This is a genomic window from Paenibacillus sp. P32E (genome assembly GCF_001909085.1).
GTDB classification, from domain to species: domain Bacteria; phylum Bacillota; class Bacilli; order Paenibacillales; family Paenibacillaceae; genus Paenibacillus_AQ; species Paenibacillus_AQ helianthi.
Window position 1 is genome coordinate 114186 of the sequence record NZ_LVYY01000002.1, and the last position, 23716, is coordinate 137901.

At 48.0% G+C, this 23716-nt stretch carries 21 protein-coding genes and 1 other annotated feature; of the genes, 7 read left to right on the forward strand and 14 right to left on the reverse strand.

Going from position 1 to position 23716, the window contains the following annotated elements; genetic code table 11:
• Nucleotides 1-4 precede the first annotated feature (4 nt).
• Entirely contained in the window at nt 5-988 is a 984-nt protein-coding gene (locus tag A3848_RS02730; RefSeq protein WP_074083424.1) for an aldo/keto reductase, read from the reverse strand.
• 262 nt (nt 989-1250) lie between these two features.
• Between A3848_RS02730 and A3848_RS02735 the strand changes: the two genes are divergently transcribed.
• A complete protein-coding gene (locus A3848_RS02735; RefSeq protein WP_074083425.1) occupies nt 1251-1454 on the forward strand; it encodes a TOBE domain-containing protein in 204 nt (67 codons plus the stop codon).
• A gap of 94 nt (nt 1455-1548) precedes the next feature.
• Here the strand turns inward: A3848_RS02735 and A3848_RS02740 are convergent, their stop codons facing one another.
• Nucleotides 1549-2691, reverse strand: a complete 1143-nt coding sequence (locus tag A3848_RS02740; RefSeq protein ID WP_074083426.1) for a stalk domain-containing protein — start codon at nt 2689-2691, stop codon at nt 1549-1551.
• A 132-nt stretch (nt 2692-2823) separates the two neighbouring features.
• Between A3848_RS02740 and A3848_RS02745 the strand changes: the two genes are divergently transcribed.
• Entirely contained in the window at nt 2824-3390 is a 567-nt protein-coding gene (locus A3848_RS02745) for a GNAT family N-acetyltransferase (protein WP_074083427.1), read from the forward strand.
• A 12-nt stretch (nt 3391-3402) separates the two neighbouring features.
• Here A3848_RS02745 and A3848_RS02750 read toward each other — a convergent pair whose 3' ends face one another.
• Nucleotides 3403-3564, reverse strand: coding sequence for an ATP-binding protein (locus A3848_RS02750; protein WP_083609758.1), 162 nt, complete (start codon nt 3562-3564; stop codon nt 3403-3405).
• 70 nt (nt 3565-3634) lie between these two features.
• On the opposite strand from A3848_RS02750, the gene A3848_RS02755 reads away from it, so the two are divergent.
• Both A3848_RS02755 and A3848_RS02760 read left to right on the forward strand, forming a co-directional pair.
• Nucleotides 3635-4741: a hypothetical protein gene (locus tag A3848_RS02755; protein WP_074083428.1), complete on the forward strand. Its 1107-nt coding sequence runs from the start codon at nt 3635-3637 to the stop codon at nt 4739-4741.
• Nucleotides 4742-4776: 35 nt separating this feature from the next.
• The gene (locus tag A3848_RS02760; RefSeq protein ID WP_074083429.1) at nt 4777-5205 is read left to right on the forward strand and encodes a GNAT family N-acetyltransferase; all 429 of its coding nucleotides are present in this window, start codon (nt 4777-4779) and stop codon (nt 5203-5205) included.
• Here the strand turns inward: A3848_RS02760 and A3848_RS02765 are convergent.
• The 6 genes from A3848_RS02765 to A3848_RS02790 form a co-directional block, all read right to left on the reverse strand.
• Nucleotides 5195-6370, reverse strand: coding sequence for an alanyl-tRNA editing protein (locus tag A3848_RS02765; RefSeq protein ID WP_074083430.1), 1176 nt, complete (start codon nt 6368-6370; stop codon nt 5195-5197). The genes A3848_RS02760 and A3848_RS02765 overlap by 11 nt on opposite strands.
• Before the next feature lie 33 nt (nt 6371-6403).
• On the reverse strand, nt 6404-7168 hold the full coding sequence (locus A3848_RS02770; protein WP_074083431.1) for a TSUP family transporter: 765 nt from the start codon (nt 7166-7168) through the stop codon (nt 6404-6406).
• A 180-nt stretch (nt 7169-7348) separates the two neighbouring features.
• Nucleotides 7349-7528, reverse strand: coding sequence for a hypothetical protein (locus A3848_RS02775; protein ID WP_074083432.1), 180 nt, complete (start codon nt 7526-7528; stop codon nt 7349-7351).
• Nucleotides 7529-7692: 164 nt separating this feature from the next.
• Nucleotides 7693-8412: a YebC/PmpR family DNA-binding transcriptional regulator gene (locus A3848_RS02780; RefSeq protein ID WP_074083433.1), complete on the reverse strand. Its 720-nt coding sequence runs from the start codon at nt 8410-8412 to the stop codon at nt 7693-7695.
• A gap of 94 nt (nt 8413-8506) precedes the next feature.
• Nucleotides 8507-10060 (reverse strand): lysine--tRNA ligase, encoded by a 1554-nt coding sequence (gene lysS, locus A3848_RS02785; protein ID WP_074083434.1) that lies wholly within the window; start codon nt 10058-10060, stop codon nt 8507-8509.
• A gap of 66 nt (nt 10061-10126) precedes the next feature.
• Nucleotides 10127-10390, reverse strand: a binding site (T-box leader).
• 66 nt (nt 10391-10456) lie between these two features.
• Nucleotides 10457-11779 carry a S8 family peptidase gene (locus A3848_RS02790; protein WP_074083435.1) on the reverse strand — a complete coding sequence of 441 codons (1323 nt, stop codon included), beginning with the start codon at nt 11777-11779 and terminating at the stop codon, nt 10457-10459.
• A gap of 223 nt (nt 11780-12002) precedes the next feature.
• Between A3848_RS02790 and A3848_RS02795 the strand changes: the two genes are divergently transcribed.
• Nucleotides 12003-12404 carry a hypothetical protein gene (locus A3848_RS02795; protein WP_074083436.1) on the forward strand — a complete coding sequence of 134 codons (402 nt, stop codon included), beginning with the start codon at nt 12003-12005 and terminating at the stop codon, nt 12402-12404.
• Nucleotides 12405-12732: 328 nt separating this feature from the next.
• Here the strand turns inward: A3848_RS02795 and A3848_RS02800 are convergent, their stop codons facing one another.
• From A3848_RS02800 to A3848_RS02810, 3 genes are all read right to left on the reverse strand, one after another.
• A complete protein-coding gene (locus A3848_RS02800; protein WP_074083437.1) occupies nt 12733-13848 on the reverse strand; it encodes a 5-methyltetrahydropteroyltriglutamate--homocysteine S-methyltransferase in 1116 nt (371 codons plus the stop codon).
• A 15-nt stretch (nt 13849-13863) separates the two neighbouring features.
• Complete coding sequence (locus tag A3848_RS02805) at nt 13864-14796, reverse strand: LysR family transcriptional regulator (protein WP_074083438.1); 933 nt, start codon at nt 14794-14796, stop codon at nt 13864-13866.
• Nucleotides 14797-14953: 157 nt separating this feature from the next.
• Nucleotides 14954-16117, reverse strand: a complete 1164-nt coding sequence (locus A3848_RS02810; RefSeq protein ID WP_074083439.1) for a phosphodiester glycosidase family protein — start codon at nt 16115-16117, stop codon at nt 14954-14956.
• A gap of 85 nt (nt 16118-16202) precedes the next feature.
• Between A3848_RS02810 and A3848_RS02815 the strand changes: the two genes are divergently transcribed.
• Together A3848_RS02815 and sstT are read left to right on the forward strand one after the other, a co-directional pair.
• Complete coding sequence (locus tag A3848_RS02815; protein ID WP_074083440.1) at nt 16203-16721, forward strand: hypothetical protein; 519 nt, start codon at nt 16203-16205, stop codon at nt 16719-16721.
• A gap of 404 nt (nt 16722-17125) precedes the next feature.
• On the forward strand, nt 17126-18355 hold the full coding sequence (sstT, locus tag A3848_RS02820) for a serine/threonine transporter SstT (RefSeq protein WP_074083441.1): 1230 nt from the start codon (nt 17126-17128) through the stop codon (nt 18353-18355).
• A 110-nt stretch (nt 18356-18465) separates the two neighbouring features.
• On the opposite strand, the gene A3848_RS02825 is transcribed toward sstT, so the two are convergent.
• Nucleotides 18466-22962: a coiled-coil domain-containing protein gene (locus A3848_RS02825; protein ID WP_074083442.1), complete on the reverse strand. Its 4497-nt coding sequence runs from the start codon at nt 22960-22962 to the stop codon at nt 18466-18468.
• Entirely contained in the window at nt 22949-23707 is a 759-nt protein-coding gene (locus tag A3848_RS02830) for a DUF6063 family protein (protein WP_074083443.1), read from the reverse strand. The genes A3848_RS02825 and A3848_RS02830 overlap by 14 nt, the downstream gene beginning before the upstream one ends.
• Between the last annotated feature and the right edge of the window lie 9 nt (nt 23708-23716).

Sequence of the window (23716 nt, forward strand, 5' to 3'; positions counted from 1 at the left end):
AGGGCTATACACCTCCACGGATATGCGGTGCAACTTCAGTCTTGTAAAAAGCGCTTAGCCGCTCCATTTCAACGTTGCTGAAGGCTGGAACCCCAGAAGCAGCCAGATTGTCCGTGATTTGGGCCTCATTCTTGAAGCCTGGAATTACGCAGCTGACCGCTGGATGATCCAGAATCCAGCGCATAGCCGCTCTGGCCATGCTGCCGCGTCCTTCCACAATCCATTCAAGTTCCCGCGCCAGCTCGACACCTTTTGCGAAAGGCAGTCCGGCGAAGGTTTCCCCCACATTGAACTGCTCGCCGTTGGCATTGAAATTCCGGTGGTCATTCGCGGCAAAGGTGCTGTTCTCCTTAAACTTACCGGTCAACAGTCCGCTGGCCAGCGGCAGCCGCACCAGGATTCCGGCCCCTGCAGCTTCTGCGCGGGGCAGAAGCGTAAGTGCCGGCTGCTGGCGGAACAAATTGAAGATGATCTGCAACGCTTCTACACCAGGATACTCCAGACTAAGCAGTCCTTCTTCGATGGTCTCTACACTGACTCCGTAATGGCGGATTTTACCGTCTGCCTTCAGCTTGTCCAGCACCCTGAACACGCTTCCGTCCCGCAGGATCTCAATGGGCGGACAATGGATCTGGTACAGATCAATAGTCTCCCTATTCAGACGGCGCAGACTCTGCTCACAGTAATCGCTTACCTTCCGCTCCGAATAGGTTTCCGGGTCATGGATGTCACCCGCCCGGCAAAATTTAGTGGCGATATGGATCTCATCCTCTTTACCTTTGGTTGCCTTTGCGAGAAGCTCCTCGGCATGGCCGGAGCCATACACATCGGCAGTATCAAAGAAATTGACACCCTGTTCTATCGCCTGCTCCAGCCCCTTCAGACCATCCTCATCCCGGCTCACACCCCAATCCCCGCCAATGGCCCATGTGCCGAAGCTGACTTCACTTATAGATAGACCTGTTTTGCCCAGTTTGCGGTAGTTCATATGATTAGCCTCCCGTTCTAATAGATTCTTGTTCTATTATACCGGATAATTCGCCACGGGTTCAAAACCCAGCATAGCCCAGCTCAATCATTGACTAACTCTCCTTCGAGATATTTGTTACATTCTGTAGAAATCATTGTCTACCGAATATATATCTAGTATTATCTAGGTGAATTTAAATATAATTAGTTGAAAAGCATCCACGAAGCACACTATAAATCTTCATTTCGCAATTATTCCAACTGAAAGGAAGGTAAGGACTATGAAAATCAGCGCCAGAAACCAGTTCGAAGGCAAAGTACTCTCCATCGAAGAGGGCCAAGTCAATGCCAAAATCGTGGTCGACACAGGTGGTCAGAAGATTACTTCCATTATCTCCGTAGAAGCGCTGCGGGATTTGGACCTTAAGGAAGGCTCCAGTGTGACTGCTGTCATCAAAGCTTCCTCCGTAATGCTGATGGCTTAACCAGCAGAGAATTTCTATAACCAGCGAAAAGGACTCCAATCCAGGCTCAGTCTGGATTGGGGTCCTTTTTATGGCGAGCCGTTTTATCAAAAAATTACTCTTTGTTTAGGGTATATACCACCGTCTTCACCTTACCGTTCGGAAGGGCTGCGTATGTGAAGGTCATTACATTCCCTTCGCGCTTTTTTAGAGCCAGCATTTTGGTCACCACATACGGGTCAGAGCCGTCTGCCGTATCCCAATCCTTGCGGTCCTCTGAGCTGATCAATTCCTCACTGAGATTCGTGAATTCACCAGAAAATGTATGGATGGCAAACAGCCCGGCATGCTTCAATTCACGAACGAGCAGCACATCTTTTGCCGCATATTCCACTGTGAAATCTCCTGTTCTTCCGCTGCCCTTCTCCAGCTCAAACAGCTTGCCGAGACTGCCATCGGTATTCATATACTGAACGTTCTTTCCGTCTGTCATATATAACTGTTGCGACTGGAGCTCAGCGGGATGCGGATAAGCGGGTATTCTGTAGTGATAATCCATTTGCTTCACAATTTTTCCGTTCTGGATAAGAGCCTGATAGCCATTGCTGAAATCACCGAACATCGCGTAGTGCTTGTCGGTCAGCAGCAGCAGATCACTGCCCTTCCCCGCACTCTTGATCTGAAGCCAGTGGGAATATGGCGATTCACCCAGTTGAAAGGTACCGATGGACTCCGGCTTGCCGTCAGATGATGATCTAAGGAAGATTTCTCCGCTCTTCTGGGATACCCAATAAGTCCTGCCTTGAATGGAAGCAGAAGTAAATCTCGGTTCATCTACGAGCATGATGTTGCCCGTGCTCTTATCGGTCCAGGTTTTGCCGCCCATGGCGCTTACCGCTGATACCAAGTGAACGTATAACTTGCCACCAAGAATATTCGGTGCCTCCGCAAGCATTAAAGGTATGCTGTTCGTAGACACTATTTTTGAATCTGCCTTAAGGATCACTTCACGCCCTGGACGTATCAATACAGCAGCCCTAGTCTTCTGATTCCAGGACAGCGCATAGCCCATAGAACCGGCCAGTTCCTTTAATGGGACCCATGTTGCCCCCTTCACAATGATCTGACTGCTGCCCATTGTGGTACTTTTGTCATTTAATAGAATCCCGCTTTCCTTGGCTGCATGCACGGTCCCGGTGCTTAAGGCAAACACCAAGACTGCACCAATACAGCCCAATGACTGCTTCCATTTTTGCATTCGCATAGTCTCCTTATAATAATCCTACAAATTGGACGCGAATGACTGGAAAAAGTTGCAAAACCTTACGTAGGGGCTCTGATTTTACTACATGTGATCCGCTCTGCTATGATCATCCTGGAGGTGACTGAAATGACACTTGAATTCATGACTTACAGGGAGTGGGATGACGCGCTGTGGGCAGCAATCGAGCCGCTCTACCGCGAAGCTTTTCCGCATGGAGCCAAACCGGTTAACATTCTGCATGCCATGCTGGACAAAAAAATCGCCTGGCTGCATGCCGGATACCAGAACGGGAAAATCGCTGCGATGGCGGTTACAGGTCTTAGCGGTTCATCCGCTGAACGGATACTAATCATCGACTATATGGCCGTGGATACCCAGCTTCGCAGCCAAGGTCTGGGAAGACAATTTCTGGAGATGATCCGCGACTGGGCGGTGCAGGAGCATCACGTTCACGCGGTTCTAATTGAGGTGGAAGCTGGGAATACGGAAGACGATACGGCGCGGGTCCATTTCTGGGAGCATTGCGGCTTCATTGCAACATCTTATGTGCACCAATATATCTGGATTCCCGAGCCTTACCGGGCCATGGTGCTGCCGCTGAGCCAGGATTTTGTCATTACCGGTGATGGACAAGCCCTATTCCGACATATTACCAATTTCCATATGAAATCCTTCCGTAAAAGCGGGGACTAGAATAGCAAGAACTTAGTAACGGAGCACCAGCACAAAGCGCATGCCACGACTTGTGGCTTCAGCATAAATATCACCGTCCATCTTCTGCAGCAGCTGTTTACAGATATACAGTCCCAGACCGTTCCCTTTCTTTCCTTCTGCATTCGAACCGCGCTGGAAGATTGAATTCGTCATCTGGTAGAATGACTAAGTGCAAGGCTTAGATCCGGTACATAGATGTCAAAATCCATGAGGAGGTTGAAGTATGCCGTTTGAACTTATCCCATTTCCTGAAGTCGTGCCGAGTGCGGGCCAGCTTGTCGCTGTCCAGGCCTTAAAAGGTACCGGGGAAGGAGCAGTCTCATTGCTTGCGCTGGATCGGAATAGTGATCTCTGGCGATTTGACTTGCACACAGGATACGCAAGAATGCTGCTGCATGTCGATATACCTGATTTGAAATTAGAGGAACCTGTACAGATTGTAGTATCGGCAAATGAATGCTTCGCAGCAGTTTCGGGTAGATTCAGCCAGCACGCAGCGTTGTACGATCTCCAAGATTCCAAGCAGATCATGGCATTGTCCCGTGATCATTATCATTATGATGTTTGTACCTTCCCGCTTGCTTTTGCTGAACATGAGGGCAGGACACTGTTGATTCACGGCACGAAATGGAACCAGATGGATTTGCTCGATGTCCTCTCAGGTGAGAATCTGTCTACACGTCAGTCAACGGTTTCCGTAGCAGAAAATGGAGAACAGCTCACGAAACACGATCTCGATTATTTTCACGGTAAAATCCATGTCTCCCCTCAAGGGGAGTGGATCGTCGATACTGGCTGGCACTGGCAGCCTGTCGCATCCATACGCTCATGGAATCTTCAATCATGGCTGACGAACTGCTGGGAGTCAGAGGATGGAGTTACCTTACGGGTGCTCGGGGACTACATGGAAGATTGGGATCAGCCTGTAGTCTGGCTTAATTCGTCTACTATCGCAGTCTGGGGACAACTGGCAAGTGATATGTATGATGAAGAAGACACGAAGGATTACGGCGATAACGGTTACTCTCATTTTCTGGCTATATATGATGTGCAAACTGGAGAACGGAAAAATCTGTTCAATCCAGTACCTGAATACCGGACCCAACCCTTGAGCGATGGGGAGCATTATTTTCCACATGGTCAAATCGCTGCAGTATACGGGAAGATTGTAATGTGGGGACCGGAAAAGGGTTTGTCCGTTCTAAATCCTGATTCGGGTGAAATGGAGTTCACCGACAAGACATTATGTCCCTACTTCTACCATCCATATGCGGAGGTATTTCTTGAAATTAATGAATCCGCCTGTATATCGGGCAAGCGGCTAATCTGAGATGAATTGACATTTGAACACTGGAGGTACTTCACATGCTAATCAGGACAGCGTTAATAAGCGATTCACATGAAATTTCCAGACTTTCGGGCGAGCTGGGATATGCAGCAGAAGCCTCCCAAATGGCTGAGAGGCTTCGTGATCTCACTGAACAGAGAGACAATATCGTATATGTAGCAGATTCAGGGAATCAACTGCTGGGTTGGATTCATGCCCAGGTCCGTGTTCTGGTCGAGGCCCCGCGATTTGTGGAAATAACCGGACTGGTTGTAGACAGTGCTCACCGGGGAGAGGGCATTGGCAGGCAGTTAATCGCACAGACTGAAGTTTGGGCAGCACAATCCGGGTTCACCAAACTCAGAGTGCGTACGAATCAAAAAAGGTCAGATGCGGTTCAATTCTATAACCGGCTTGGTTTTGTTCTTGTGAAATCGCAACATATTCTGGATAAGTCTATCGAATAGAGCCTTTTGTGAACTCATAAAATCCGAGTGCATGTGCCCAGTCCGGGAACCCGGCTTGGGCCATTTTATCGCTGCCGCCGCCTTTTCCCTGGAATTCGCCCAGATTGGCTTTAAAAAAGGTACCACAGGACCATTCTGTACTTCCGCTGCAAGCGAGCACGACTTTATTCTCCGCCGCCGTCAGCAGCAGCACGGGAAGTCCGGTATTTGCAGTCAGCTTCATGGCCAGACTCTGTAAATCCTTGAGGGTTTTATCCTCGAAGATGTGTGCGGCTACCCTTGCCTCAGACTCAAGTCCGGATAGGAGCTCTTGGGCCAAATAATGATCATTCTGTTCTTTGAGTGCACCCAGTTCGGCCTGCAGTTGCTTCTGCTCGGCTTCCCACTTCCCGATCCGGTCCAGGATTTCATCTTTGCCTGTATTGAATTTCGCAGAAAGCGCGCCAAGGATACGCTGATTCTCGTTAGCTTCGTCCAGCGCACGCCCTCCGCATTTGAACGTGACCCGGATATTGCCCTTCTGCTTCTCCGCTCTCAACAGCTTGATCATCCCAATCGCTCCGGTAGCAGATACGTGAGTCCCGCCGCAGGCATTATGCTCCACTCCCTCAATCTCAACAATGCGGATATTCTCCGTAACCTTGGGCAGCTTCACCAGCGTCAGGTTAGCCATTTCCTCGGCGGTGACAAAATAGCTTACGATACGGTGGTCAAGCACTACCTGGCGGTTAACCTCCTGCTCTGCCGTAGCCAGCAGATCCGCGGTTAGCTCCTGAAGCTCAATGTCGATAGTTGCGTAATCATTGCCCAGGTGAAAACTTAACGTATTCGCTTCGAACAGCTCAAGGAATACCGCTGATAGCAGATGCTGGCCGCTGTGCTGCTGCATATGGTCAAATCTGCGGTTCCAGTCTATCTGACAGCTCACTTGGCTTCCTTCTGGAACACGATCAACCTTGTGCAAGACCTCGTCCTCTTCAAGAATGACATCCAGCACGGGAATTCCGCCAATAGTTCCGGTATCACAAGGCTGCCCGCCTCCATGAGGATAGAAAGCTGTCTCCTCCAGAATCAGATATTGCCCGTCCTCGCGTTCTACCACTTTACTTATCGAGGTCTGCCATTCCTTCAAATAGGCCGACTCGTAATACAGCTTCTTAGTCATAGTCAAAGTTCCTTTCCGAATCGTCTTTAGGTATCAGTGCATCGTATCCCATATTTGCTTCCCGATCAAGATTACCGTAACCGTAATAAACAGCGGGCGGATATAACTGGCCCCCTTGCGGATAGCCAGCCTTGAACCGACTACAGCTCCGATGACAATCGGAATGCCCAGAAGCAGGCCATAATACAGGCTGACTGAGCCAAATGCGGCAAACGTCAGCAGACTTGCGATATTACTCGAGAAATTAAGCACTTTGGCATTGCCGGCGGCAGTCACAAATTCAAAGCCCAGCATGAGGAAGGCGAAGATCAGAAACGAACCGGCGCCCGGACCAAAGAATCCGTCATAAAATCCAATAACCAAGGCAAAACCCATGCCGATAATCAGCGGTTTTTTGCTGTCTTGGGAGTACGTTGAGACGTCCCCCCAGGATTTTTTGAACAAAGTATAGACCGTAATGACGACCAGCATCACAATCACAAGCGGTTTCAGAAATGCTGAAGGTACCTGCCGGACCGTAAGCGAGCCAGCCACTGCACCCGCGATAGAGAACGGAATCAGGAATTTGACCATTCCAAAATTAATCTTCCCGGAACGGACAAAAGACGCCGTGCTCGTGAACGAGCATAAGGTCCCGGCTAATTTATTGCTGCCCAGCAGCATTGGGAGCGGGATCCCGGCTGCGAGCAGCGCTGGAATGGAGATCAGGCCTCCGCCGCCTACCACAGAATCAATCACTCCCGCCAAAAAACCGCAAATCACCAAAATCGAAATCATTGCTATACTGCCATGCTCCATAATGCAAAAAATGCCTCCTGCCAGGGGGTAAGTGTCATACAAACAAACTCCAGCATACACAATTTCGCGGGTGTGTACCATAGTATTCTTTGATGAACTTTTGAAATTTTTCATTTATGAATACAAAAAAAGTGACAGGAACCCTCCCTGCCACTCTTGTCACCTTCAGACTGTACTAGCTCATTTGTACGTATTTTGTTCATTTTTCTTATAGGTAGTTTTGTCATCCCGCAGCGCTTCCTTGCGGATATCACTTTTCTTCTGATCCATCTGCTGAGCTTCCTGACTGGTCACCGGAGCATTGTTCAATTCGTCTACCGTATTGATCAGATTCTTATCCGGTTTGGTGTGACTATCCATTGTATTGCCTCCTTTAAGTTGTTGGGTTGATGGGTCGCATCAGCTTATTGTGGCAAGATATGGAGCAGATTATGCATTGTGGCTGGAACCAGAGAATGTCCGCAAAAAAAACCGGATAAGCAGATTCACGATCTGCCTGTCCGGCTTTCTCATCTACAATCCTTCTATTCTTCCGAATCTACATTGTGGTAGACCTGCTGTACATCATCCAGTTCCTCCAAAGCGTCGATCAGTTTCTCGAACTGTGCTTCGGCATCCTCCGGAAGAGCAACATAGTTCTGCGGGAGCATGGTCAGCTCAGCGACAGTGAAATCGGTAATTCCGGCACCGCGGAAAACCTCTTGAACGGCATGGAACTGGTCAGGCTCGGCATAGACGATTACAGCCTCGTCCTCTTCCAGCACATCGCGCACATCCAGATCCGCTTCAATCAGCAGCTCCATCACTTCGTCAGCTGTTTTGCCTTCCAGGCCAATTACAGCTGTAGGCTCGAACATATAGGTTACCGAACCGCTGACACCCATGTTGCCTCCGTTTTTACTGAATGCGGAACGCACCAGCGGGGCAGTACGGTTAACGTTGTTAGTCAGCGCGTCGATAATGATCATCGAACCGCTGGGTCCAAATCCTTCATAACGTAGCTCTACGTAATTTTCGTCACCGCTGCCTTTGGCCTTGTCCAGCGCCCGGTCGATAATGGCCTTAGGCACGTTGTACGTTTTGGCGCGCTCAAGCACGACTTTCAATGCACGGTTCGATTCCGGGTCCGGTTCACCCTTCTTCGCCGCTACATAAATTTCCACACCAAACTTGGCGTATACCTTACTTGTATTGGCATCCTTGGATGCCTTCTTTTCTTTAATATTATTCCATTTACGACCCATATTCTTCCCGCTCACTTTCCAACATTAATTATAAACAGTCCAATATATTATACCTCCGCTCTGTGTATCCCGTAAAGGGCAGTCCCGGTGACGGCTAAAAATCCAGCAAAGCCAGCAACCTATCCAGCCCGACTGCCTGGATCAGCACAGGGATTCGCGGACCTGTCTCCTGGCCCAGCACCAGCTGATAGATTAGGGTGAACAAACGTTTTTGATTGTTTTTCATCGTTTTTTTATCCTCGTTATAACAAATAGCGTAAATTTCTGTCATCATCTGCTCATCCTCCAACCCCCCGGTCCTCAGCAGTCCGCAAAAGGCTTCCAGCCATGCTTGCTCATGTGTCTCCAAGGTATCATACAAGGCAGTATCACGGCTGGAATTTACGGTAACCAGCTTTTGCGGCATCCAGTGCTTGATCCAATATTCCGCCCGCTCCGCTGTTTGCTTCAGCCCATCCGCATCCACTACCTCTCCGTTCCGGGTCATAATCTCCTGTAGCAGATGTAGATCGAAATGAATCAGAGGCAGCAAGCCTGCAATGGGACCGAAGCTAGGTATTCTGTCGTTCAACGGATGAATCAGCGAAAGCTCTACCGCCGAATCCATATCATCCGTGAGTGTACGGGAATCGTGAGCCTTCCGGTAACGTTCGAATTCCGTATAATTGCGCAGCACATCTTCGTCCATCCCGATATGAAACTCAGCGTCCGGCTGGTATTTGGCAAACAGAAACAGAATATTCTCCGGGGCATAGACCTTCAGCAGATCATCAGGCGTGTAGTTATTCCCGGACGAGCTGGACATTTTGGCAAAGCTGCCTTTGATTCTAATAAATTCGTAAGGCTCATACATAGGCGGTTCATTCTCAAAAATTTTCTCCGAGATCACGGACGCTACATTGTAGCTGCCCGTTTCCGACGAATGGTCGCGGCCTCCAGGCTCGAACAGCACCTGCTCCAGATTCCAGCGCATCGGCCAGTCGATTTTCCATTGCAGCTTGATATTCTCCGCTTCCGCAACAGACATCGTACAGTGATGGCCGCATTTACAGCTGTAGGTCAAGAGTCCTTGCTCTTCATCAAAATAATGCACTGTAGTCGAGTCCTTGCCACAATCCCCGCAATACACACTTACAGGATAAAATGTGGCTCTCTCTGCTTCGCTGGCTTCTCCTGTTTTGAAGGCCATCAGAATGTCATAGATTTCTCCTCTGCTGCGCAGCGCCTGAAGGATTCCCGGTGCATAACGGCGGGATTGATATTCTTTGCTCTGATAGATAAATTCAGGCCTGATCCCAAAAGCGCTGAGCGCTTGTTCAAATTCCTGCTCAAAATGCTCCGCATAGGAAGTGTGACACCCGTATGGACAAGGAACCTGCGTATAGGGCCTGCCGATATACTGACCGAAACTTGGGTCCACATGAACCGGAACCTTACGGAAACGGTCAAAGTCATCCCATGAAAAAATAAACCGGACCTTTTTACCCGCTTTTTCAAGCGCCTTACTTACAAAATAAGTCGTCACAATCTCCCGGAAGTTCCCGATATGGATGTGGCCTGACGGACTGATCCCTGATGCGCATACGAATGTCTGCTGCTCCGGGTGGCTTTCGATTAACCGTTTTGCAATTTTCTCTGACCAATGCATGAATAATCACCTCTACAATTATTGTAAAAAAACAACAAAAAAAGCCCTCATCCTCAAGATTGTCATCTTGAGGACGAGAGCTGTAATCAGCGCCGTGGTACCACCTCTGTTCGCGGACATGTCACCATGAACGCCTCTTCGGGTACGGCCATTACGCTTATACCCTATCTCTGTAACGGGAGAACCCGTCATAGCATCCTTAGGCGTGCTGCCCAATTCCGTATGAGGCTCGGAGACTTTTTTCGTTAGGCACACTGCTGCTCCGTTTCACCATTCCGAAGCTCTCTGTGAACTGTGCCGCCTAAGTACTCTTCTCGTCATCGCTGAAGTGATATGCTGTTTTCAATATATTCCACTATAGCAAAACTAGTTCAGAATGTCATTACCCTTATGCAGCTAACTTTGGAATGACATATTTCCTACACCCGCTAATTCTCTTTCAATTACATTGCCGTTCATTAAACTGTGGTTTAGAGCATTAAATGCATTTATTCTCTTACCAACAAATTTATCTGTTTGTATAGTATCACCACTATCTTGCAGTATCTCTTTAATTTGCCCAAATGTAAGATCCGGCTTTTTCGATAACAGTAAAGCCACCAAACCACTGACATGTGGTGCCGCCATTGAAGTACCATCCATTTTTAAGTAGTCATTACTACGGGCTTTAAGGGATAGAATTTGCACTCCCGGTGCTGCAACATCAACGGTATCATCATAATTTGAAAAATCAGCCCGCTGATCAGCAATATTTACTGCTCCAACAGATATTGTTTTGCTATAGTTAGCGGGTGAATAATACTTCGCTTCATCATTTGCATTACCTGCAGAGACAACAGCAATGGCCCCTTTTTCAAAAACATAATCTAATGCATCTTCGATTACAAAGTTTTCCTTAGTTCTTTCTATCGGTCCCCAACTATTATTAATGACCTTGGCACCATTATCGACTGCATATTTTAAAGCTCTTGCAATGATTTTACTGTTACTTCCACCCTTCGGGAAAACTCTTAAAGCCATTATTTTAACTTTAGGGGCTACACCGATAATTCCCATATCATTATTGCCAATAGCTGCTATGGTTCCTGCAACATGCGTACCGTGTAAATTTTGGTCTTGCGGGTCACTTTCTTCATCTGAGAAATCATAGCCAAAGTTCCCATTTACATCCTTCCACATATTCTCTTTAATATCAGGATGATTATAATCGACTCCTGAATCCACAACCGCAACCACAACATCTTCACCTTGACTAATCTCCCAAGCCTTTTCGCATTGAATATTTTTCAGGCCGTATAGTTCTTCATATCGCGTATCATTGGGTACGTCATGTAGTACATTAACTGTATCTAGTTCTGCTCTTTCAACGCCATTATTTTTCCTTAATTTCTCCAAAAATTCTTCAACATCAATATTTTTATTTAGCTTAATTTCAAATGTTCTGTATAACTTTTTCTCAGTTTCGCTCATTTTTTTGTATTCATTTTCAAATGTTTTCTGATTGAGTGAATTATTATCAACAGATGCTCCTTCTATTATGCCGTTCTTCAGAAGAGGTTCAATACTGTGTACTCTCTGGATTTCAATCCCCTCAGGTATTTCAGAATGGCTAAGTGTAGAATTACCGCTTGATCTTATATTCACAGGAAGTACACTTTCTGGATTCACATTCTCCTTTAACGATATTAGGATAATTGTTTTATCGTTTTCTTTTGTCATGTCTTACCCTCCTAAATAAATTTTCGGTCTTATCATCTCCTTCTAAAAAACGAATATTAATGTTATATATTAACATTTATGTTTTAATCGTTTATATCAAATGAAAGTAAGGAATATACAATTTTATTAAAAAGGTTTACATACCAATTTTTAACAGGATAATTCATCCTTTTCCACTCCATTCTAAAGAACGAAGTTAAAAAAATAAAAGGTGGAGATTAATTTGGCTACTGCGCTTAATTCATTTGAAATTACGAATATTCAGGTTGAAACTGCGTTAAATGAAAATGCTTTTCGTTTAGAATCTACATCAACAATTGATGAAGTGAAAGCAAGAATTGCTGATTATTGTAAGGAAAACTTAGCGGTTGGAAATGAAAGAGATGCTCGGGTTGAAGAACTTTCACTTAATGGAACTGTAGTTAATTTAAAAGTATGGATTCGATCAAAGCATAAAGTTTTTGCTGGTGTCACATTATATTCAGTAACATATGAAATTAATGGTACCTACGATTTGATTAACCCCACAATTGTTGGAGAATCAGAGATATGCGTTGATACTCCTGCTGGAAAACAATGTATTAAGGCAAAACAAATTGTTGCAATTCTCATGGCGCTTTTATAGAACTGAGAATAAAAACTGGCCGGTTAACAACTCCGGTCAGTTTTTTTGCACCTCGCATAGCCAAAAACACTTAGATATCCACTTTAGAACAGGTAAATCGTTTCAAATATAAAAGCCATCCAATACCAGATGGCTTTATGTACTTCTATATACAATTGTACATTGGATTCCTTAATTGTATTTAAAACATCACTGTAGAGTTCAACAGCTGCTTCTTTGCCAATTGTACGGTAAGCGCGTTATGAGCCACTGTTGCAGTATTTGCGCCCATTTCCGAAAGAGCTTGACCTCTAGCTGCGATTACTGGCTGGACAATATCCGCACAAAATCAAAGCCAAACTTTATTTGCCGTTTCAATGATTAGACGAAGCTTATCCCACTGTTCTTCCTCCGTCAGCATGTTACCTTCTTCGGTAGAGGCAAAGCCGCATTGGGCGCTGAGGCACAACTGGTCGATCGGAACCATCTGTGCAGCTTCTTCAATACGCGCGATGATCTGCTCGCTGCTCTCCAGACCGCCATGCTTCGTTGTCACGAGACCTAGTACAACTTGCTGACCTCGGATGAAGCGCAACGGAGTGAAGTCGCCGGAACGTTCATTATCATATTCGAGGAAAAAGGCATCTACCTTAGCCTCTCCGAATAGAGTTTCAGCTATTGGCTCATACCCGCCGGCGGCAAACCAGGTAGAACGGAAATTTCCCCGGCAGACATGCAGTGCAATCGTCATATCCTCCGGCCGCTCGTTGATACTTTCATTAATCAGCCTCACATAATCCTTGGCGAGCTGATCGGGATCAATGCCGCGGCTGCGCAGATGCGCCCGGTGTCTGCCGCTGCAGAGAGTCCCCCAGGTCGTATCGTCCAACTGCAGATAACGGCATCCTGCCTCATAGAAGTCACGGATGGCCTGCTGATAGACTTGGATAATATCATGATACAGCGTCTCGCGGTCAGGATAGATCTCATTGCCGTTGTAGTCCTGCACGAAGTGGAACAAAGCCGGAGAAGGAATAGTCATTTTGGCCAGTGTATCTCCAGCCATCTGTTGCAGCTCAATGAACTCTCCCACCATGGGATGATCACCAAAGGAGATTTTGTCAACGATCCGGAAGCTTTCTGCACGCTGAACCGTCTCTTTAGCACCTCTGCCTTGATCCAGACTGATCTTCTGCGTGCCTGTGATCCCAAGAAAGAAATCCAGATGCCACCAGGACCGGCGGAATTCTCCGTCTGTAACAGCTTTAAGTCCCAGAGCTTTTTGCTGTTCCAGCAGCTTGAATATTTCCGTATTCTCGATTTCATGAAGCTGCCCGTCTGTAATTTCTCCTTGCAAACGCAGATTGCGCGCGGATTTCAGTTCCTCTGTGCGGAGGAAGCTGCCGACGATGTCGTAGCGAAAGGGCGGAGTATTTCGTTTGGAGCCGATAACTGGACTGATCATACGTCCCTCCTGCGGTTAGAGTAAGAAAGATTTAAGGTCGAAAACATTCCTGGATACCTGGTCATTCAGAATATCGATATAGGCGGACATCATCTCACCTGGCTTGCGGTCCTTATGGGCGATCCAGCCGACGGTGAATACCTCAGGACTGTCAAAAGGAATCGTTACCAGCCCATCGCCATACCGTTCAGTATCCATAATTCCCGTTCCTACCGTGTAGGAATCACTACCCAGCAAAAGATGGGTCAGCGTCGCCCGGTCCGTTACTTGGATATTCTTCTCAATCTGCGTGAAGCTGAGCATCTCCTCCGAAAAATGCAGCGAGTTGTTCTCCCCCTGCTCAAAGGTAATGTACGGATAGGGAAGAATATCAGCCAGCTTGATCATTTCCTTGCCGGCGAGAATATGCCCTGCCCTCACATACACATGCGGATTCGTGTTGAACAGCGGGGTAAACTTCAGATTCCCGTCACTGAACAGCTTATTCATCACCTTATAGTTACTCTCATTGATATAGAGAATACCCAGATCACTGCGGAGGGTCCGCACATCCTCAATAATCTCATAGGTCTGCGTCTCTCTCAGACTGAAGTTATATTCCGGCACTTTACTCTCTTTCATCAGCTTTACAAAAGCATCCACAACAAAAGGATAATGCTGAGTGGACAAGGAAAAATAGATCGGGCTGCGTTTCTTGCCGGTATAACGGTTCTCCATGAATTCAGTCTGTTCAATAATCTGCCGGGCATAACCGAGAAACTCTACACCCTCGGCTGAAATGCTGATGCCCCGGTTGTTCCGTTCGAAGATCGTAATTCCCAGCTCGTTCTCCAGCTCCTTGATGGCGTTGGAGAGGCTTGGCTGGGAGACAAAAAGCCTTTTGGCCGCTTCATTCATTGAGCCGCTGTTCGCAATCTCAATAGCATAGCGGAGCTGCTGCAAAGTCAAACCTGTTCCTCCTTTTACAAGGACTATATTGCTAATACTTCATTACCCGGCTACAACAGATGCCGTCCCTCGGAAGGAACGGCACCTGGGTTTCTGCTTATAGTAGCATAGATTTACGGTTCCATCCATGCCGGATACAAGAAGGGTTTGCGGTTTCTTATTGGCTGCGCTTTTTACCTGCATCAATCTTGGACGGGTCCAGGCCTTCCCAGATGTTCTTGATATCCGCCTGCTCAGGATGCTCAAACACCAGGAATGCAGTAGGCAGATAACGCTCGCCATACTGGGAGGAAGGCTTGTTGACAATCTCATTGTCCTTCACCAGAACAGTGGATGATCCACCGTCAAGGTTGGCAGCGATAACCGCTCCATGCTTCAGCATAATCTGCTGCACATCATACAGGTTCGCACCAATGCTGTACCCGGGTTGTCTGCCGTCTATGACTACGAACAGCAGCGCACCGTCGGCACGCTGACCCATCGCGGTTCTGGGAGCGATTCCCCAGCCCTCGGCAGCATTCTTGATCAGGCCTTTGCCATTGACTATGATCCGCGGTTGAAAAGACACGGCCTCCTGCACGCCCATCTTGCTAAGCTCATTGAGAGTGTAATTTCCGGCAATCATTTTACCCTGCTTATCAAGGCCAACGATCTGTGTGGAATTCTTACCCCCGAGTCCATTATAGAAAAGCTTGCCTTGTGAAATAACCAGTCCAATCGGTTTGAAGCCATTTCCCTTCCAGTTGGGGTCTGCGAATCCCCCGCCGTTCACACCGGCAATGGCTCCTGTACGTGCCACCATGCTGGTCACTTTTTCGCCCGAACCAGTCTTGTCCGGTACGCCCAAGCGAACCTTGGTTGGATCATTAACCGTCATAACAAAACCGGTATAACCGCTGCCGGAAACCTTCTCGATTTCGACCAGGGGCTTGTCTTGTTCTTCTGCGGTGGGTTTCTTGATCACGTGGGTATCCTTCTCATCCCCCATATGCTGAAACCGCAGATTGTATTCAGTGACACGTTCCTTCAGCTCATCCTCGCCAATAATATATTTCGCCAGATAGCGGTGCTGTGTGGTTATTAGCGTATCTGCTATTAAGTAGCGGGTGTTCTGTGCAGAGGGTGCAAAATAGAGCCATCCGCCAGCGGCTAACAGCAGAAATACGAAAAACAGAAAAACTTTGGAGAGTGTGCGAAAAAAGCTTTTTTTCTTGGGTTTACGAACGGGCTTCTTCTTGCGGACGGTGTTGCGCTGTGGTAATGATGAAGAATTCACTTCTTGATTTCCTCCCTGGTACTGTCTGATAATGTAAATGGGCATTAGCTCATATACCCCATCATAGACGATAATGATAGATTAAAGGTTTCAGTTTGTTCAACTATCCCCTATGAAGCTGGTGAGAGTAATGACAAAGCTAAAAGAAGATAAGCGAATTCTATGGATTGGTTCAAGAATTATTGAAGTGTTTGCCATTTTATATATCGCATTTTTAGTTATAAAAGATATTCCCGGAAGCTACTCCGATTGGCGGATGTCTCAAGCCCTAGGCTTGCAAGAGACTCTGCGTATTCCACTTGAAAAGTCACCGGAAGCAGCGGTTCAACAGTTTCGGCATACTTCAGCAGCCCAATTGATTTATCGTGAGCCCGTCAAAGGCGGCATGCTCCTCTTTTTGAAACGGTCCTATCAGAAGGATGGTAGCGATCTTGAGGTTGAATATGTGCGTAAAACATGGCTCGGCTGGAAATGGGTGTGGGGCGGTGGATACGGAACTGGGGGCACTCTGCAGGATAAGGCCGTACTAAATTATTTGAATATACCTGAAGTAAAACATATTGAATCCCCCTTCCCCCTCGTATTCGGGGATGTTCTAAATCCGTCGGTGAAGCGTGTCATAGTCAAAACTACAGGTGAAACGCAGTAGAATATCCTTCCGTAATTTCCAGCGATGAACAGGGACACCGGATCTGGTATGCGCATCTGCCTGCTTTGGTTTCACTACCTTATGAAATCGAAGTTTACAATGAGGTGGGCTCGTTAATTGGGGTTAAAATGATTAGCGATCCCAATGAGAGCGGATCGATTTAGCTTATCTATATTGTTAGCTGATTCCATCCGCCTAATGGATGCTGGTACCCGCTTTATTCCACGCTAAAAAGATATTCTTTTAATGTATTACCACGATAAAGTATGTTTTCACGCACAAATCCTTCCAATCGCACACAACCGGCAACTTCCGTGATAAACTAACGAAAATGTTTACTTGCCGCACAACAGTCTTTTGGCTGGGCTTAGTAATATTTTCCATAATAAACCCGGAGGGAATACATGAAAACATTACTACTCAAGTGGAATCAACTAAGCCTTGTAAATCGGATCCTTGTGGGGATTATAGTGGGGGTAATCTTGGCGTTGTCCGTTCCAAATGCAACAGGGATCAACATTTTCGGTTCATTATTTGTATTATCACTAAAAGCGGTTGCGCCTGTATTGGTCTTACTCCTGGTGATATCTGCCATCTCGCAGCATAAAAAAGGCCATCAAACGAATATGAAATCCATCCTTGTCCTCTATGGTTTAAGTACTTTTCTGGCAGGTCTGATTGCAGTCATTGCTAGTTTTATATTTCCGGTAACTTTGTCACTTGTAAAGGGAGCTACTGATCTGACTCCACCTGATGGGATTGTAGAAGTCCTAAAGTCTTTGTTGTTCCAGGTGGTCGACAACCCGGTTCACGCGCTGCTGAATGCTAATTACATCGGTATCCTGGCTTGGGCTATCCTGCTTGGATTTGCTTTGAAGAATGCCCATGAAACTACAAAAAATATGCTAACCAATTTTTCAGATGCCGTATCACAAATCGTCAAATGGGTAATCAATCTGGCACCATTGGGAATTATGGGACTTGTTTTTGATTCCATCACATCAAACGGGCTTTCTTCCATGCTTGATTACGGGAAATTACTTCTCGTTCTGGTGGGATGTATGTTATTTATGGCGCTTGTTGTGAACCCCTTGATCGTATACCTGAATATTCGCAGAAATCCGTATCCGCTTGTCATTAGTTGCCTGAAGGAAAGTGGAATTACCGCATTCTTCACCCGAAGTTCTGCTGCTAACATTCCAATCAATATGAGATTATGTGAAAAACTCGATTTGGACAAAGATACGTATTCGGTATCCATTCCACTAGGGGCTACGATTAATATGGCGGGTGCAGCGGTTACGATTTCTGTCTTAACTCTCGCAACGGTTCATACCCTTGGCATTGAAGTAGATTTTGGTACGGCACTTGTTCTAAGTGTTCTATCTGCTGTATCTGCTGCAGGTGCTTCAGGTGTTGCTGGCGGGTCGCTCTTGCTCATCCCTCTAGCGTGCAGCATATTCGGAATTCCTAATGATATTGCGATTCAAGTCGTTGGTGTAGGATTCATCATCGGCGTATTACAGGATTCATTTGAAACAGCACTTAATTCATCCTCTGACGTACTTTTCACAGCAACCGCTGAATATTCAAAAAACCGTAAAGAGGGCAAAGCATATCTAACTAATGTCTAGATAAAAATGCCAAAAAAGACGACATTCATTCATTTGTTTCGGAATGAAATGTCGTCTTTTTTCAGATTTGGCGATTCCGTCCAACACCGCCCCCTTGAATGCCCCGTTAATTAGAACAATGTTGCCGGAATCAGCTTGCGTCCGCCTTTTATAAGCGTGGATTCCAGCATTTCTCCCTTTTCACCGCCAAAATACAGCTGCCAGTACACACCGAACCGGATACTGACATCATTCTTCACCAGCTCCGGCGGCGTAACGATCAGCCACTGGAACCTAAGTGCCTTGGAGATTTCAAATACCGGATCGAGTACGTTGTTGGAGACCATTTCACCAAAGGGATTGTCATATAAAAAAACCGTCCAGCCTTTGTTCTCGCGGTTGACCCGTTTATGGGTCATGATCATCATCGCCACCAGCAGCTGGACCGACTGGCGTTGTCCGCCGCTGCCGACCGCTTCATCCAGCGCACCACGGTTGATGACTTCCCAATCGGAGTAGTGGTACTCCTCAGGAGCTGCATATAAGAAATAGTTCTCTGTTACCGGCTTGTAAACCTGCAAGACCGGGAAGCGGTTCTGCATTGAGGCATAGACAATCTTACCGTCACTGATCAGATCCTTGAGCGCTGCTGCCGGAACCTGCTCCATCTTCGGGAATTTCTCCAGCAGGCTGCTGATGCAGTTGTTGAAGTAGTCGCTGACCAGCGGTTCGATATCTTCTGTGGTTTTTGGAACATTAATGTTCTTATAGTTCAAACGCACCAACGGGAAGGCATGACCATTCTCATTGTGGATAATCATCCGGCGTTCCATCCGCTTCAGAATGTCGACGATCTGCACAACCCGCTTGGCAGCTCGTCCGACCCACATCTTGCGGGAGAGCTCCATGCCTTCCTTATCACTGCGGATGCTCTCAATCTGGTCCTGGGAGCTCTGGAGCATGGAGTCCAGCACCTGAAGCGCAATGGAGAAATCCTCCCAGTGAACAGTGTTCAGGCGTTCCTGGATCTTAACCTCTAGCTCCGCATTCCAGCCGCTCTTGGCAAGCTTGCCGCTGAGTGCGTTCTTCTCTTCCTTAACTCTCCGCGAAATTTCGCTCCGTTCACTGCGGCTCTCCCTGCTGCGCAGAAGCCATTCACTCACCGTATGTTCGCATTCCTCTTTTACCAGATGCTGGACCTCCTCAGGAATGTCCCGCATTTGCAGCCGCCCTTCCACATGAGTTTCCATGATTTTACTCTGGCTTCCAAGCGTCTGAAGCCACTGATCCAGGGAAGTCAGCTTTAGCTTACAGCTATTCAGCGTATATTCATTCTCCCGGGACCGTTCTCTAATCTCTTCTTCCTTGAGGTCCAGCGGATCATGCCACTGCTCAGCCGACCTTTCATGCTTCTCCTTAATCGACCTCTCCAATTTGGCCAGCTGCTTCTGAAGGTTATCCAGCTCGGTCTGACAGCGGACGAAGGAATCACGGAGATGCTGATAGTCTTCGTCCAGAATCTCGGTGTCGCTCTTCTGACGCGCTTTGGCCGACATAATCGAGTCTGGAGTGTCAACGGGCTCCGGTACCTTGCGCCAGTCAGGGTCTATTTGCTGGACCGCCGTCTCAAGCTCAGCCAGCTGCCCGGCGGCTGATTTAATCTGTGCCGATCTCGTACGGATCTCCAGCTCATTGCGGCTTAGGGATTGCTGGAGACTCTCTAGAGTGCTGAGTGTCTCCAGCAGCTTGTTCTGAACGGTAGCATCAGGCAGGAATTCCGAAAGTTCTTCTTGAATCCCACGAACTGAAACCTCAAGCCCGTCCGGGAAGGCCAGCTCAGGGAACCAGGTTTGAAGTCTCGGGAATAATGAATATCGGGTATCTCCAAGCCATTTTTCCCGCTCAAGGGCGATGCTGTCCAATTCTGCCTTAAGCTGTGCGAGCTGGTGTTCCTTGCCTGTGATCTCTTTATTCAGATCCACTTTGCGCTCGAGCGCCTTCTGCTTGTCCTTATAATCCTGTTCCTGCTTCTTGGTCCGTTCGTTCCATTCGCGCAGTGCTGCCGCTCTGTCCTCCTGCTCGGCCTTGCCAGCTTCGCATTCGGCGGCTTCTCTCACGATCATCGCTATTGTTTCTTCGTTTCCACTGATTTCTGTATTCAGTGCGCTTATAGCTGTGCGCACCTCGTTTTGCAAACCCTCAAGTGCATTCAGCTTGCCCTTCAGACTAACCGAATGTTCACCTTGGAATAACCGTTCATATTCCTGCCTTGCGGATTTCAGCTTGGACAGATAACCTTCAGCATCCTGCAGCTCAGCTTCCTGTTCTTTCAGTCTGGCAGAAATCCCCTGCTTCCATTCCAGAAAACGGTCCGGCTGCAGCACCATTTGCGGACCTTGCCCGTCCAGCACGAGGAAGGGCTGCGCCGCAGGCTGCGCCATCTGTTCGCGGATGAAGATTGGCACCGCTGATTTTAGCAGCAGATCCTTCAGTATGTCCGGCTGCAGCTTGGCAGCCTCGCGTTCACTAATGATGAGGCCGTAAGCCAGTAAAGGATGACGCTCCAGCTCTTCCTCCCGGATCAGGTAAGGCTGATCGTTCAGGAAGGCACTGCCCAGCATCGAGCTGATTTTCAGCGAATCTAGCCTGTCCTTGACCGTCAGCAGATCACTATTCGGCAGCCAGTACGCTTCATGCTGAAGCTCAACATCCAGCAGCTGATGATAATACTCTCTTCTGAGCCTTTTGGTCTGCACCTCAGCTTCATCCAGTCTGCGGATGAAACGTTCCTGTACGGCGGCCTTCGCTTCGAACAAGCCTGTAGCGCCCAGCACATTATGCTCCTCATACAACTCCAGCAGCACCACGAGCTGAGACCAAAGCTGAGACTCTTTGTTCAGCTGTACATCCAGCTGCGACTGAAGCTCGCTCTCCTGCTGTTCATGACTGAGAAGCTTCTCGCTAAGCTGAGTCTGCTTTTTATGCAAATTGAAGCGGTCTTCATCCGCAGCCTTGTGCCGTTCGTTCAGCGCGCTGATATTGTCAGCATAACTTCTGGCGTAAGCGATGGCCCGCTGAAGCGACGCTGCCGGTGAATGGGCGGCTTCCTGCCCATGGCGGGAAGCGAACACTCCCAGCGCTTCCGTGTATTGGCGGATAGAAGCGGTCAGCTCATTAATCCGGCTGTCCAACCCTCCAAGCTCCAGTAAAAAGCTTTCCCGTTCTTTGCGAACCCCCGCCTCTTCAGCAGTCAATGAATGCTGGCGGCGGCTGAACATGGAAATCTGCTCTTGCCACAACTTGAATACATCCGCCCACTGCTTGCGTAGGCTCTCCTTCGAAGCCTGCACCACTTCTTGGCGCTCCTTCATTTCTAAGGAGCCTTCGATGGCTTCAATTTCCTTCTGCCACTGTTCCATTTGACGAAGCTGAAGCTTCCGGCGGGCCAGATAAAGGGCGGTTTCAAGCTCCTTTTCCTTGGTCTTCGAATCTTCCAGCCGTTGACGGGCCCTGTTCAGATTGTCACTAACCTGTTTGAAATCCTCCTGTTTCCGGATAACTTCCTCTCTGCTGCGCAGGTAGTTCAGGTTATCTCCCTCAAAACGCAGCTGACGGGCCTCTTGGTGCAGCAGCACCAGCTCGTCTGCTTTTTTGCGGCGCTCTTCCTCGGCTGCTTTCAATTCATCATGTATGACCGTGTACATTTGCCGTCCCAGCAGCTCCGTTTCACGGTAGCTCCGGTCCGCTTCCATCCCCTGTTTCACCAGTTCATATAGCGGTGCTGCTAACGTAGTAAATTCGGCAAACGCCTTCTCCCGCTGCTCCAGCATCGGCAGTCTCTGCGCAATAATCGCCGCGTCCATGAACATCTTCTGAAGGGAGCCCTCCTGTTCAGACAGACCTTCGTTCAGGCTGGTGCCGATTTCGGGAATGATGAGCTTTTCGAATAAGTTCTGGTTCGTAAAGGCATCATTTTTCTGAAAATACCCTTTAATACCACCCTCTTCACCATTGATCCGCCGCATATTGCGCCATTCACCGATATGGATATCCCGTTCCGCCAGGAAATGATAGTACCTTTTCAGATCTGAGCTGTGACTTCCAAAGGAGGCAATTTCGCCCCGCCGGTCGCGCACGAACTGCTGTATACTATCGAAGCTAACAGGGCCTCCGGCATTGGCATCATATAGAGGCAAGGTAGATAACGTAAGTTCTGCATGCTCTTCATAATCCAGCAACGCATAGAGCAGATAGTCGACCTTGATCTCCAATTGATCCGCAGAGCTGTGGGCCGTCATCGCAATGCCTGTAGTCATATATTCGTTACGATCACTGTTGTCCAGCCGCCACTCAATAGCCACGTGGAAGGTGTAGGGCTTGAGCTGTTTTTTGTGATTATGGAAAAATGCTTCTACCTGGTTCTCGTTGTCCTTACCCCAGGCCGCTTTCGGAATTAGCAACTGAAAAATCGACTGCAGCAGCACTCCTTTGCCGCCGCCATTCATCAGGGTAATCAGCGTGTTCGCCGGACCCTCATCATTACTTAGGTCCAGAACCATATCGTCATACTTTTTGAGCATCTTCTCATATTTGAGTCCGGCAATCCGGATCCGTTCAATACGCGGCATGGGCCTCCCCCTCCTTCTCCGTCAAGGTGCGTAGGGTAAGTGCCTTCAGTTCCTTATAACGGTCAACATCATGGTACAGGTAACGCATTCTTTCATATAATTCTTCCCGCGGGAAGATCCGCTTCTCATTCTCCGATATGAATACCAGATGCTCTTCCTCCAGCAGCTTCATCCCCTCATGAATCAGGCCGATCCGGGAACCTGCCCCCCGGGTCAGGGAATCGCCTTCCTCCTGGCTTTTGGTCTGCATGTATAGGCTTGTCCAAACCTTATGCATCGCCTGAATGTCCAGGCGCCATTGCTTGCTGAAGCCCCCGTCAGCATCCATTTCCACCCACGCCTGAAACAGCGAGGATACCTGGTCGGAGATTTGAATATAGGACATACTGTCCTGCCCCGGCTTGAAGTGGTGCTCATCCTGATCCATCTCGGCCAGGAACACCAGAATGATGATGTTGATGATATGTAAATGGGTTTTACGCTCAATCCGTGAATATTTGTTCCGGAGTTGGGTGAAGTTGCTGGCAAAACCCGAGCCGAGCGGATTGACCAGCAGATGCAGGCGGTGTCCGGAATTCATAATCCGGCAGCCTCCTTCTTTGGCCATGTACTGCAGCGCATCATAGGCTCCAGTATCCTGAAGGCACTCGGCGGCTGCGGGATCATCCAGCGAGATCACCTTGCGGCGAAGCAGGTCAAAAAACAGCCGTGAGGCCTGCTGCAATTGTTCGAGTGAATAGCTCATGTTGTATCA